The 14,282-nt window shown below is 42.1% G+C and carries 7 protein-coding genes; 6 read left to right on the forward strand and 1 reads right to left on the reverse strand.

What is annotated here, in order from left to right:
* The first annotated feature begins 15 nt into the window (after positions 1–15).
* The 6 genes from DSM08_RS04945 (at position 16) to DSM08_RS04965 (ending at position 8,276) form a co-directional block, all read left to right on the forward strand.
* Positions 16–1,368, forward strand: a complete 1,353-nt coding sequence (locus DSM08_RS04945) for a ComEA family DNA-binding protein (protein ID WP_149525117.1) — start codon at positions 16–18, stop codon at positions 1,366–1,368.
* Positions 1,369–1,404: 36 nt separating this feature from the next.
* Complete coding sequence (locus DSM08_RS04950) at positions 1,405–1,974, forward strand: hypothetical protein (RefSeq protein WP_149525118.1); 570 nt, start codon at positions 1,405–1,407, stop codon at positions 1,972–1,974.
* The gene (locus DSM08_RS04955; protein ID WP_187773978.1) at positions 1,971–4,016 is read left to right on the forward strand and encodes a ComEC/Rec2 family competence protein; all 2,046 of its coding nucleotides are present in this window, start codon (positions 1,971–1,973) and stop codon (positions 4,014–4,016) included. Before DSM08_RS04950 ends, DSM08_RS04955 begins: the two co-directional genes overlap by 4 nt.
* A gap of 2 nt (positions 4,017–4,018) precedes the next feature.
* On the forward strand, positions 4,019–5,275 hold the full coding sequence (locus tag DSM08_RS04960) for a RecQ family ATP-dependent DNA helicase (protein ID WP_317131797.1): 1,257 nt from the start codon (positions 4,019–4,021) through the stop codon (positions 5,273–5,275).
* Positions 5,276–5,339: 64 nt separating this feature from the next.
* Positions 5,340–5,915, forward strand: a complete 576-nt coding sequence (locus DSM08_RS19385) for a RecQ family zinc-binding domain-containing protein (RefSeq protein WP_317131798.1) — start codon at positions 5,340–5,342, stop codon at positions 5,913–5,915.
* 120 nt (positions 5,916–6,035) lie between these two features.
* Positions 6,036–8,276, forward strand: coding sequence for a sodium-translocating pyrophosphatase (locus tag DSM08_RS04965; protein WP_149525120.1), 2,241 nt, complete (start codon positions 6,036–6,038; stop codon positions 8,274–8,276).
* A gap of 117 nt (positions 8,277–8,393) precedes the next feature.
* On the opposite strand, the gene DSM08_RS04970 is transcribed toward DSM08_RS04965, so the two are convergent.
* On the reverse strand, positions 8,394–14,162 hold the full coding sequence (locus tag DSM08_RS04970; RefSeq protein ID WP_187773979.1) for an alpha-2-macroglobulin family protein: 5,769 nt from the start codon (positions 14,160–14,162) through the stop codon (positions 8,394–8,396).
* Positions 14,163–14,282: the final 120 nt, after the last annotated feature.

A 14,282-nucleotide genomic window follows, 5' to 3' on the forward strand; every position in this document is an offset into this window, starting at 1 on the left:
GAAAAGGAGGTTGATTTGAACGCGATTTTAAACGATAATATCATTGATGAGGAGCAGATCGATGAGGAAGTATTTGGGCAGGTTGAGTTGCTCGAGGAGTTTCGAAAGTCTAGACTTGATCTGAACAAAGCCAGTAGAATTGATTTGGACAAGCTTTTTTTTCTCAGTTCTTATCAAATAGAGCAGTTTATAGCTCATCGAGAAAGGGTGGGATATTTTACTTCAGTCTACGAATTGCAGGGGATTAAAGGATTTGATTTAGAAACTATACAGACTGTTTTACCTTTTGTGAAAGTGAGCGAGACTTTAAATCCGGAGTTCGGAAAGATCAATAAAGAGGGGAGTGGTTTCGGGATGGGGAGTTATTTTCGGCAGTTGGAGGAGAAAAAAGGCTTTGGGATAGATGATCCGTTGCGTTCGCGTTATCTAGGTACGCCCGATAAATTTAGGATCCGTGTGCGACAGGAGCACCGAAAGCAATACTATCTTACATTCAATGCGGCCAAGGATGCCGGTGAGCCGTTTTTTGAATTTGCTCAGCGCTATGGATTTGATTATTACTCAGGCTCTCTTCTCGTCAAGGAGAAGGGTATTTTCAAGCGTTTTATCGTTGGAGATTATCACATACAGTTTGGTCAGGGGCTGGCAATCTGGACTGGCGGTCAGTTTGGACGTGGCAACCCCGTGCTACAAGTAGCTAACATCGGTGCAGGCATTCGGCAACATAGTGGGATGCGCGAATCGGGTTTCTTGAGAGGCATGGCATTTACTGTGGAGAAAGGGCGATTTCGGATGACGCCCTATGCGGCATTCAATGAATTAACAGGGACGATTTCTGACAAGTATGGCCGCAGGGTAGTTTCGAGCATTAACAAGTCTGGTTTGCATCGGACGCCTTCGGAACAGCGCAATAAAAACGCGGTGAAACAATGGGTTTATGGTTTAAATTCCGAATATGAAAAGCAGAGCTTTAGGTTAGGTCTAAATTATTTAAGCACCCATTTTAAAGATTACTTTTCGCCGCCCGACCGCGAATATAATGCCTATCGTTTTAGGGGGAAGCAGCTGCAGCAAGGTGGAGCCTCTGCACATCTCAACTGGCGGAATGTTTTTATGTTCGGTGAATCGGCGCATAGTTTGAATGCAGGATGGGGACATTCTTATGGGGCTATCGCGTCTTGGGGTTCAAAGTTCTCAAGTTCGATCGCATATAGAAATTACCAAAGCGATTACCATCAGTTTTATGCTCAGGGATATGGTCGCCTGTCGACGCTAGGAAACGAGGAGGGTATCTATCTAGGTTTGTTATATCACCCTTCGCGTCGCTGGGAATGGGCAAATAGCTTCGACATTCATCAATTTCCTTGACTGCGGTTTAGGGCAAGGTTTCCAAGCAAGGGAATCATGTTCTTTAGTCAGTTGAAAAGAACTTGGTATAAGAAAGGCGAACTTAATTTGCGGTATCAGTATAGATTTTATGAAGAGAATTTTCTCGCTGATTTGAAGATTGTGGATCGATTGGCGGAAGTTCGAAAAGATCAGGCGAGAGTGAGTTTTCGGTATCAGCTTTCTAATTCCTGGGAGATTGGGAACCGGGTTGAATTCGTTCAGTTTCTAAAATCCGGCGAGCCGCCTCAGTATGGGATATTGGCGTATCAGGATCTGCAATGGACAGGAATGTCCCACCGTTGGAAAGCAAGCGGTCGATTGATTTATTTTAATATAGACAGCTACAATGCCCGCATCTATAGCTTTGAGAGAGACATGCTTTATTCGTTTTCATTTCCATTTTTCTTCCATCATGGCTGTCGGTTTTATTTTAATCAGCGCTGGAACCTCAATAGTCGATGGACGGTCTGGACGAAGTATGGCATTAGCAAATATTTTGATATCGACCATCTAGGTTCCGGTTTGGATCGAATTGAGCAGGATTATAGAAGTGAGATTCGTTTGCAAGTAAGGTTTCGGTGGTGAGTGGGTTTGATTTTAAACTTAACGTATCCAAGGCACCATGTGTCAAAGCCCTTATTCCTTTCTGTTCGGGGATAGCAATCGCTTATTTCTTAACTGTTGAACAGATTGCTGTTCATTATGGATTTGTATACCTGACTGGATTTTTACCAATTCTCTTTCTTGTAAAGAACAGCGTGAAGAGTTATCTGGTTTCCGCTTACCTTTCTCTCTGTTTTCTCCTGTTTGGAATCCAAATGACGTTCAATCGCCTACCGATGTTGGATGAGGAACTTCGCGCCACAGAACAATTGTGGGTCGCCCTAGTCGATGAATCTCCTGTGGAGCGAGATAAGATTTATCGGATGACATTGAAAGTGATTGGGCGGTTTGAAAATAAAGATTTCCAAGAACTGAACCAATCGCCATTAGTCCAGGGACTGTTGTGGAAGGATAGCACCTTATCGGTGTCTTTTGGCTTGGGCGATACTTTACTGATTCGAGGGAAAATAACAGAAACCACAACCGTACGGAATCCGCATGCATTCGATTATTCAGCTTATTTGAAAAGTCAGGGTATACAGTATCAGATTTGGTTTGGTGCGAAATCCTTTCGGACTGTAGCTAGGGAGAAGGGGATGAATCTGTCGCTATTGCTTGAAAACAATAGACAATTGCTTAACGATCGCTTTCATCAGTATATCCCCGAACAGAGTTATACCGCTTTGGCATCAGCGATTACATTCGGATACAGAGCGGAGCTCAGTAATGAGTTGATGCAGACCTTCTCAAAAACAGGTACTATTCACATTTTGAGTGTGTCTGGCATGCATGTCGCCATCCTATGCGCGGTGATCACATTTGTGTTGTCGCCTTTGCGGTTTGTGAGAAGAACAAGACTATTAGGTATTTGGATTTCCTTGGGTTTCATCTGGCTTTTCGCTATCTGTTGCGGTCTTGGTCCCGCTGTTCTGCGAGCAACGGTTATGTTCAGTTTATATCTCTTCTCCCTTATGCTAAGAAGAGATCTGATTGGCTTAAACTCACTAGCGGGATCTGCATTAATATTGCTTTGCATTAATCCCCTAATGTTGTTGGATATGGGGTTTCAGCTGTCTTACTTAGCCGTATTCGGAATTATGACCATGATGCCGATATTACAGCGTATGTATTATTCTTATAAGATTGGAATACGGCAGTCGCTGGATTTACTGTATATGAGTATTGCCGCTCAGGTAAGTACAACATCGTTAGCACTGTTTTTTTTTCATCAATTCCCGACCTATTTCTTGCTAGGGAATTTCATTATGGCCATCCCATCGAGTATTATTATGGTTGGTGGTATTATATTGATGTTATGCCCTATTGATTTTGTTAATGAACTTGTTGGGATTGTCCTTCAAAATACGATAGCATTAAGTTATGCGGCATTGCGACGGGTGGAGGCTTTACCTTTCTCATCTATTCAAGGTATTTATTGGAGTTGGCAAGAGATGGTACTGACCCATATCATCTTGCTTGGCCTATTGATCGCCTTCCGATTCAAGGAAAGGTTATTGCTGTGGATAAGTATGCTTTGTTTATTGATGTTCATCTGTTATGAAGTTAGAAAGGAAATAGCACTCCAGTCTTATGTTGGATTACGGTTCTACCAGCTGGGAAGAGAGTTCGCGATTGCTTCTATCAACGAAGGCACGGTAAACGTCTATAGCTCCGCGGATTCTTTATATCAGAAAAACATACAGTTTACTATACATAACGACATTTCGCGATTTTCAGAGATACAAGATGTATTCTTTATGAATATGTCGAAGGATAGTAACTCTGTCATCCTCCAGAATGCTGTGGAAATGATAGCGATCTGTAATAAAGCCTGTACGTCGGATGCTGCCTTCATTTTATTGCGAAACAATGTTTCACTGACGAACTCTGATAACCATAGTTTTATTATTCTGGATGCTAGCAATTCTTGGTCTTTCATCAATAAAAAGAATAAGGAATTAGATTCTCTTGGACGACCTTACTATATTTTGAAAGAGAATTTTGCGTATGTTTGGGACAATTAGCAATGGAAAAAACGAGCCTTTCTATATTAAAACAATACTGGGGATATGAGAAGTTTCGACCTCTACAGGAAGAGATTATCCATGAAGTATTGCTCGGAAAGGACACGCTTGCGTTGATGCCTACCGGCGGCGGTAAATCCCTTTGCTTTCAAGTTCCTAGTTTGTTGAGCGACGGTATCTGTATTGTGATCAGCCCCTTGATCGCTCTTATGAAAGATCAAGTGGAAAATCTACGCAAAAGGAATATTCCTGCAATCGCTATATTCTCAGGGATGTCAGCAAGGGAGGTTGATATTGCGCTTGACAACTGCATCTTTGGCAATATCAAGTTCTTATATCTTGCACCTGAACGTCTATATTCAGACTTAGTGCAGGAGAGAATCCGCCACATGAAAGTGAATCTGTTTGCTATCGATGAAGCCCATTGTATCTCGCAATGGGGATACGACTTCCGGCCTTCCTACCTCGAGTTAATCAAGCTCAGAGAACTACACAGCAATGTGCCTTTTTTAGCATTAACAGCAACTGCCACTCCTCGCGTTGTAACAGATATCCAAGAAAAGCTGGGTTTTAAAGAGGAGAATGTTCTCTCTAAGAGTTTTAGACGCGAAAACCTCGGATATATGGTGTTCAACGAAGAGAACAAGATGGGGAGGATGCTGCGGGTGATAAAGAAGATGGGGGGAACTGGAATCGTCTATGTACGGAATAGACGGGAAACTCAGGAGGTTGCCCGTTACTTACTCAATCATGGCGTCCCGGCAGACTTTTATCATGCTGGGTTAGAGATGTCCGTCCGAAACAAAAAGCAGGAGGATTGGACAAAGAATCACACTAGAGTTATTGTTGCTACCAACGCCTTTGGGATGGGGATCGACAAAGCCGATGTGCGATTTGTTATCCATCTTGATATTCCAGATTCTTTAGAAGCCTACTATCAAGAGGCTGGGCGTGCCGGAAGGGATGAGAAAAAGGCCTATCCGGTTTTGCTGTATCAGCAAGCTGATCGAGATGACCTTTGGGAAAATATCGAATCTAGTTTTCCTGATTTTGCCTTCATTCAACACTGCTATCATTACTTATGTAATCATTTCCAGATTGCCATTGGCGCGGGACAAGGGTTGACATTTGATTTTGATGTAGTAGATTTTTCAAAGAAGTATAAGCTTGAATTAGCAAAGACCCTTAGTGCGCTGAAGTTCTTAGAACGGGATAAGTGGCTGAGCCTGTCGGAAGCGGTATATCCCGGCTCGTTTTAAGTTCGAAGTCGGCTTTCAAGAACTATATAAGTTTCAGGTAAGCAGCGTTGCTTATGATAACCTAGTGAAGGCTATTCTAAGACTTTACGGGGGAGTATTCGACTATTTTGTTCCTATCAATGAGTTCGAACTAGCGCGTAAGGTCGGGAAATCTGTTGATGAGGTCATCCATATGCTAAAGATGATGCAGCAATATGAAATGGGAACTTATCTGGGTAAGACTGATAAACCGCAATTACAATTCCTTCAAGCAAGAGTTGATTATAAGAACTTGTATATCGATATGCAATTTATTGCGGCTCGGAAGGCTTTTAAGCAAGAACAAGTGAAGGCGATTTACCATTATTTGGATACCAAAGATTGTCGCAGCATTGCCCTTCAGCAATATTTCGGAGAGGACACAAAGGAGCCATGCGGAGTGTGTGATCTATGCGTGACGAGAGATTTTCGTAAGAATGAACATAAAAAAATTGTGAAGGAGATTCAGCAGGTATTGCTTTCTCGCGCAATGACGCTGCATGAATTGATCGACACATTAACTGTTGGGAAAGAAGATAGGCGTTTGGAAGTTCTTCGCGAATTGCTGGATACCGAGCAGGTATTACTAAAAGATAATCTTTATTCTTGGCCTGTATTCTAAGCCTAAGCTTCCTACTCTTTATTTCGATAACTGTCTAAATATCATATAAAAATGTACTTAAGCGCATTTTTTTTGATATAAAAAAAATGATACCTTTAAAGTAAACCAAATAGACTTTATATGGAACAATTTATCATTTATCTACCTGCAGTGCTCGCTGTTCTGGGGTTACTGTTCATGCTTTCGAAAGCGAGTTGGGTTGGGAAGCAGGATGCGGGAGAAAGCCGAATGCAATTTATCTCGAAGAGTATCCAAGAAGGGGCGATGGCCTTCTTAAAAGCGGAGTACCGAATTCTTTTAATTTTCGTAGTTATTGCGTCGGTAGCTTTATTCGTCGTATCAACCTTAGTGGAGACAACACATTGGATTATTGTTGTTGCTTTCATCTTTGGCGCCTTTTTCTCAGCCTTAGCTGGAAACATAGGTATGCGTATTGCGACAAAAGCGAATGTGCGGACCACGCAAGCCGCTCGTACTTCATTGCCACAGGCATTGAAGGTGTCTTTTACAGGTGGAACTGTCATGGGGCTTGGTGTTGCTGGATTGGCAGTATTAGGACTCAGTATCTTTTTCCTTTTGTTCCTTAAAATGTTTGTTACCAATACCTCGACCTTCTATAACGAGATGACCGTCGTATTGGAGGCTCTGGCTGGGTTCTCCCTAGGAGCGGAATCCATTGCTTTATTCGCTCGTGTCGGCGGTGGTATCTATACCAAGGCTGCCGATGTAGGTGCAGATTTAGTGGGTAAGGTAGAAGCAGGTATCCCGGAAGATGATCCGCGTAATCCGGCTACCATTGCGGATAACGTAGGTGATAATGTGGGAGACGTTGCAGGTATGGGAGCCGATCTATTCGGGTCATACGTTGCTACGGTTCTCGCATCCATGGTTCTTGGTAATTATATCATCAAGGACATGTCGGAAGCTACCGGCACTGCATATACAGATGCTTTTAATGGCATGGGGCCTATTCTTTTACCTATCGTAATTGCAGGAGTTGGTATTCTCGCCTCCATCATCGGAACCTTTTTGGTGAAGGTTAGCAGCAATGATGCGAAAGAAGCACAGGTGCAAAGAGCGTTGAATACAGGGAACTGGGCATCTATTATTTTAACAGTTATCGCATGTTTCTTCCTCATTCAATATATGCTTCCAGAGACTATTCACATGAAGTTCTTTGGAGAAGGGTTTAAAGAAATTGCAAGAATGAATGTTTTCTACTCCACTATCGTAGGACTTGCGGTGGGAGGGTTGATTTCATCTTTCACGGAGTATTATACAGGTTTGGGTAAAAAGCCAGTTCTAAATATTGTTCAAAACTCATCTACTGGTGCAGCTACCAATATTATAGCGGGTCTCGCGACCGGTATGAAATCTACATTCTCTTCGGTATTATTATTTGCCTTAGCTATTTGGGGATCTTACGAATTAGCAGGATTCTATGGCGTAGCAATCGCGGCGTCAGCTATGATGGCAACGACGGCAATGCAGTTAGCTATCGATGCTTTCGGTCCGATAGCAGATAATGCTGGTGGTATTGCGGAGATGAGCGAACTTCCGAAGGAAGTGCGTCAGCGCACCGACGTATTGGACTCTGTAGGTAATACAACAGCAGCAGTCGGTAAGGGATTCGCAATCGCATCCGCTGCATTGACAGCGCTAGCGCTGTTTGCAGCCTATGTCACTTTTACAGGAATCGACGGTATCAACATCTTTAAAGCGGATGTATTAGCCGCCTTGTTTATTGGTGGGATGATTCCAGTAGTGTTCTCTGCGCTTGCGATGCAATCGGTGGGTAAAGCCGCGATGGACATGGTGAACGAAGTTAGACGTCAGTTCCGCGAAATTCCAGGGATTTTGGAAGGAACAGGACAACCAGAATATGGTAAATGTGTAGATATCTCGACCAAAGCAGCATTGCGCGAAATGATGTTGCCAGGCGCTATCACTATTATTACACCTATTATCGTAGGTTTTGTGATGGGAGCGGAAGCTCTGGGTGCTTATATGGCGGGTGTTGCGGTATCAGGAGTGCTTTGGGCTATCTTCCAAAACAACGCTGGTGGTGCTTGGGACAACGCGAAGAAATCCTTCGAAGCCGGCGTAATGATCAATGGCGAGATGACTTTCAAAGGTTCTGATGCTCATAAAGCAGCAGTAACCGGAGATACGGTAGGCGATCCATTTAAAGATACTTCAGGTCCATCCATGAACATCTTGATTAAATTAACCTGTCTGGTAGGTTTGGTGATTGCCCCAATCTTGGGAGGACATCATATTGCTGAACAGGCTAAAAAGCAAAAACAAGAAGTTAAGGAAAAGGTAATTGTGATGAAGGAAACCAATAAGGAAATACAATAGTAAGTACTTATTAACAATTCTTTGAATACACTTGGGTAATCCACGAATGTTCATCGGATTGAAGACTTACTAATAAATAATAAAGGCCACCCATCGGGCGGCCTTTATTATTATATGCTATTCGACAATCGTAAGCTTCACATTCGCTGATCGGGCATTCACGGTCGGGTCGTACATACATTCAATGCTACTTAGACCCGAGTTGAACAAACCGATATTATTGGCTTTTACCTCATACTCATATTCTCGCGTTCCTTTCGGCAGATAATCGAAGAAGTAGTTTGTAGAGGCATCCTTCAACGTGAAGTAGAAACTTCCGCGCCATTGGTATCCCGAAGGTCTGTACACCGGTTCGACGCCAGCAGGTCGGCTATCTTTCAGATGTACATATTGCAAAGGTTTATCATTTACTACCGTAATCTTAACCTTGATGCGCTCGCCTAGCTTCGCTTCTTTCGTTTCCACCCATTTGCCGTTGCGCTCCACCAAATATTGCTTGCTCACGCGCAACTCATTCGTATTCGCTTTGACTTGTTCAACAGGAATGAAATACTGATGATAAACACCACCATAAATTGTTCTATCGTTGTTATTCGCAATCTGAATAGTCTTGTTCGACGTTAATTCCGAAACGCTGAATGTCTTGCTGACCTGTCCCAAGACTGCATTATTCATCTCGGCAGTTTTTCCATCAACCAATACATTGACCGTATTTTCCATGGCGAAGTCTTTCGGATTGTTCGCATAGAGCAGAGCATAAATCGCATCCACTGTCATCCAGGTACTTCTCCAAGAGTTAGCCTCTTTCTTATAATATAGCCATTGCGTAATATCCATCAGCTTGCTCGGGTCGTAGCTCTTAAAAGCTTCCACTAGATAGGTATGCAAACTAACGCTATTATAGTGCTCATTCGATGGCCAATAAGTCCCTTTGCCTTTGTCGAAAATTGCCTCCTGCTGAATTCTATTTTTAAGCTCATTCGCTTCTTTGCCTGAACCATATAGTTGGTTAACAATCCAAGCCTTCGCAGCTAGGCCTGCCGGACCTGTAGCCGTAATGATAGGAGCGCTGGCAATCTTCTTATTCAATTTATCGGAAGTCTCCTTAGAAAGCTTGAAATAACCATTCCAGAAATGACGCGCATATAGATAATCTAAGGCAAGTTCAGCTGACGCTTTTTCCTTATAAATATTGCTGTCTGCGTCCAAATAAATTGTCAATCGCTTCATCTGATCTTGAACCGGTGCATTAATCAATGATTTATCAAGATAAAGAACTTTACCGAACACCTCTAAGATCCGGATGGAGATCTGCGTATTGGAGTTTCCGCCCTCGAACCAAGGGAAGGCACCATTAGCCAACTGCGCTTTCGCCAATTTACTTTCCAGTTGCTTCAACTCAGCATCTATGTTTGAATTGAATAGCTCGGCTAGTGCCTGCAACTTTTTCTCATCGCCTTGAATATCGCGCAGCCAAGGCATTTCTTGCATCTTCAACTCGTTCAAGCTCGCATTCTCTTCCAGTCTGCTCTTCGTTTCTTTCGCTTTGATCTCTTTGAAATAGTCGACAATCGCAGGATAGTGATTGCCAATATACTGTACCATCTTCAACCCAAACCAGCGGCTGCTGCTCTGCTCGGTACATTCATAAGGGTAATGGTTCAAATAATCTAGTGCGGATATGATCTCCAAAATCGGATTGCTCTGCACCTGTACCTTCGCCATCAAGTTCTCTTTCGCAGCACTTTCCAGCTTAAATTCTTTCGCCTCATTTGCTTTAAGTAAGACTTTCTCGCTCTCCAAGATCAAGACTTTGTTTGGCAATACCGCCAACTCTTGAATCTCTCCATCGGAGAATTCAGCCGATGCAGCTACTATTTTTACCTGAATGGTCGGGTAGCTAGCAGGAACTTTAACACGCCATTCTACAATTTGGTTATTCTTTTTCGCCAACACGAAAGACTTCATAGCATCCTCCTGCAAGAATTCTTTCGTCACATCGCTATTGTCGACCGGGTTGATCAACTGGATCTTCGCCTGCCCATCTTGCTGCTTTTCCGATAGATTCTGAACTTGCGCTTTGATGGTCATTTCATCGCCTTCGCGGAAATAACGCGGAAGATTCGGACGAACCATGAGCTCTTTTTGCGTCTGTGTATAGAAGCTAGCTGTACCAGCCTCTAAATTCTTACCATGCGCAAATAACAGGAGCTTCCATTGTGTTAATGCTTCCGGAGAGTCGAACTCAAAGGAAACATTGCCTTCCGCATCGCTATATAATGTAGGGTAGAAGAAAGCCGTTTCTTGTAGATTTGTGCGAGCTTTAACCTGATCGAGATCTTCTACCTTTTTAGGGCCAAATTCACCAAGAGGGGCAACCGGTGCATAATTGCTATCAAAACTTACAACCACCTCTTCAACTACATTTTCGGTGTTTAGAGACCTGCTCATACTTTTGTATGATCTACCTTCTACTCCTTTTGTCGTTCCCATTATCGCGCCCTCCGATAAATAGACTGCAGGACTTGGGAATGGCAGAAACTCCCCTTGCCAGAAATTATAATTCTGAATAGTTGGCAAAGAATTGAAGTAGTATGGGTAAGCGAATTGATCTGGAAATTCGTCAGTTTGATAATTCAACATGTCAAAACCTTGCTGAATGTGGTCATAGTCATTATTATAATAAGCATAGGCCATTCGGAATGTTGATGGATAATATAGGCTAGCAAATTGATCCAGTGAGGCATCATACATGCTTGCTAAAATTTCCGTTTCTAGCTTTTTGTTGCTTGAGGATAGCGTAAAGCTCCATTTCTCTTTCATCCCCGGTGTAATCTTATCCCTAAACGATGCGGTTTTGATCACAATGGTTTTTTCGGTTCTTTTAACCTCTACAGGAACTTCCTGATAGCTTAACTGATTATCCACTATAAACAAAGCTCTCCATCTTAATGGTACTACGAGCGCATTTTCATCAAGTGTAAACGAGTAGCTTGCTTTTCCATCCTTTAATGCCAAATGAATTGGCGATCTCATCTTATCACCTGATAGTGAAAGAAGAACGACGTTCTTTGCATCCTGTTTCTTCGATTCTACATGTATGGTAACTTTATCGCCTGTATTGTAAACTGGCTTGTCCGTATATACAGTGAAGAAGGTTTTGTCGGAATGGCTTTTCGTTTCCTCATCAACCACAAAAATGGTTCGTTCCGCTTTTATGCTATCTGCGTCGGGCTTACTGCTCGCGACAATTCGGTAAATGCCCTTTTTGAACAGCTGGCTATCGATTCGAACTAAGTTGGTATCCGCAGTATTAAATTCATATGTAGCAACCAATTCCTGTCGAACCTCCTTGTTCAATACGCTCTTCTCGAAATAGTGAGGGAAATAGCGCTCATAATCTGCATAACTTAAAACCAGACGCTCGACTTCGTTAAAATACTGGATAAATTTATCAGAGATTACTTTATCGGGACCAGTAGTCTTGTAAATCTTCACGGTGCCCTTCATGGGAAGAAATTGATTGTTCGGATTTGTACTGTTGATCTTGATCTCCTTCCATTTTCCTTCAATAGCCGGCGATGCAACTTCAATGGCTAAATTCCAAGGCTTGTCCGCGTAGGTATATGCTGCTGATATCGACTGCATTTCGCCAGTTTGGTTAACGACCTCTACCGTATAAGAAAGCGTAAAGTTCGTTAGCTCGGCCAAAGCGGTATCCATTAAAGGAATTTTAAATTCAAAATTCCCGTGCTCGTCGGTAAACGTACTGGTATCGGCTATTTCAAATTGTCGATATCGTCGTTGATATGAGCTAACTTGTACCTTATATTTAACCTCCGCATCGATCAATGGAGCTCCCGAAAGCATTGCTGCATTTCCTTTGAAAACGGCAGTGTCTTTTTTGCTGTAGGTCTCTTTATTGGTGTCTAGCGTAACTTTAAACGTTGGACGCTTGTACTCTTCGACACGAACGTATTGCTGACCGAAATCTTCACCTTTGGTTCCTATCCTGATCATGAACTGACCGTTCAATGTACTCGTCGGAATATTCAATTTGCCGTGAACAGAGCCAAAGGCATTCGTCGCTAACCTAAGGGAATCGACTACTTGCGAATTAGCGTCTAACAGCGATATTTCTACCTTCATGTCTTCCTGCGTTCGGCCTTTTCGTGGGTTGTCGTTATACACGATTGCTTTGAACTGAACTTCCTGTCCTGGTCGATATATCGCTCGGTCGGTCAATATCGTAGCTCTTGTTTGTGAGTCTTCATCCTGATCATCTTCACTTTCCTCGAATCCATCACTACCATATTGAAGCGAATGGATGTCGATAAATTGACGCTCTTCGGGGATATAAAACACATAGTCTTTGAGTCTCATCGTATTGACTGACGCTTTGGTTGAATAATCAATTAAACCGTTTTTGTCTGTTTTGAATTGTTTATATAGCTTAGCTTGTTTATCGACAATATCATAAAACGCCAATTCTTTATTTGCATAAGGAAGGCCCGTTTTTTTGTCCAGTAAGAGCGCTTGCATTTTCCGTATTTCATAAGTACCCAACATTTCCACATTAGAAATATCTAAATCGCTGATTTGTATGCTGGTGCTAACAACTTTTGAGAGAACACCATCATCTTTAAATTCAGCATTATTGGAGTAGAGTAGGATATACTTTCCAAAGGGCAGCGGATTGATTTTATAAATCGTCGAATGGCCTTTGAAATCATTGGATGCTTTCAAATCCAACTGGTCTTCATAAACCACCGTCGAATTTACAGTCACTAGATTTGATAAACTGTCTCGATTAACTTTATAATCTGTTAAGTCCTTTGGCGAATAGTAGGCTTGATAGACGCGAATGTATAAAGTATCCAAATTTTTGTAATTCAATTTAAAAGGAGTGTACCATTCGGATGGTTCATACTTTTTATGGCTGATCCAAATCTCCGGGCGAAGGATCTCATTTTCTAAATTCTTTACCGAATTGATCCATTTGCTCTTCGGATACTCTTCTTTCGCTTTTTTAATAATTTGTAGCGCTTCTGTATGCCTTTGTTCTGATTTGTACGCACTGGCCAGCTCAAAATAGAGGTAGGTATTGTAATCGCTTTTATTGCTTTCAATTATTTTATAGTAAGCATCGGCTTGTTTTTTTAACGTTGTAAACTTTGAACGATCTAATTGCGCTGATAATAAATAAGAGATTGCATCTGCCGATTTCGAAGCCCTACTTCGCTGCAAAAGATCCTCGACTAATTGCGCCCTTTGTTTTGGATTTGGGGAGTCACTTAAATTCAAAAATGAAATATAGAAATAACCGAGATAATGGTACATCGTCGGACTAAGGGATATATTTTCTGTGTCAGCGAAGATCGCCGCCCATTTCGAAAGGTTCTCCTGAGCCAGTTCCTGCTTGTTTTTCAAAGAGCTTGCATATAGCGAATCGATGAAGAGCATGCGTTCCTTACGACTCATTTTCAAAAAAGCATTCTTTGGCTCGCTATAATTTAGATAAAGCATGGATTGCAAATACTGCGCATAAAAATTAGTCAACACACTCTTGACCAATACGCTCTTGCTCGCTGCAATATTCTTTTCAAAATGAGCCTGCCCTTGTTCAAAAAACTTCTCTTCATCGTTGTTTATCCTATACACATTAGACTCGGCAAGGAAAGCCTTCACAAACATTGGATCATCCTTATGTTTTAGCGCATAGGCCTTGATATCCGCAAGCAAAGGTTTTGTTTGTTCGTAATTGTTTATGGAGATCAGTCGATCTATTTCTTTCCATTTATCCATAATTGCAGAAGTTTCCTGTTTAGTTTGTCCCCATAGCAATGCTGGAATCAGCATGAGGACAAGTGAATAAAGTCGTTTCATATTGGTTTGTTTTGCGTACCGGTAAGCCATATTGTAAGTTTTACCTAACAGATGCAATATAGCATAGAATTCCATACCATGCTCGAAATTTATTTATAAATGCTTTGAGTTAAAGCCCTT

The sequence above is a fragment of the Sphingobacterium hotanense genome (genome assembly GCF_008274825.1).
Taxonomy (GTDB): domain Bacteria; phylum Bacteroidota; class Bacteroidia; order Sphingobacteriales; family Sphingobacteriaceae; genus Sphingobacterium; species Sphingobacterium hotanense.

Bases quoted from the DNA above. Each gene is read 5' to 3' on its own strand.
- DSM08_RS04950 (WP_149525118.1), top strand. From the start codon at position 1,405: ATGTTCTTTAGTCAGTTGAAAAGAACTTGGTATAAGAAAGGCGAACTT.
- DSM08_RS04965 (WP_149525120.1), top strand. From the start codon at position 6,036: ATGGAACAATTTATCATTTATCTACCTGCAGTGCTCGCTGTTCTGGGG.
- DSM08_RS04970 (WP_187773979.1), bottom strand. From the start codon at position 14,162: ATGAAACGACTTTATTCACTTGTCCTCATGCTGATTCCAGCATTGCTA.
- DSM08_RS04960 (WP_317131797.1), top strand. From the start codon at position 4,019: ATGGAAAAAACGAGCCTTTCTATATTAAAACAATACTGGGGATATGAG.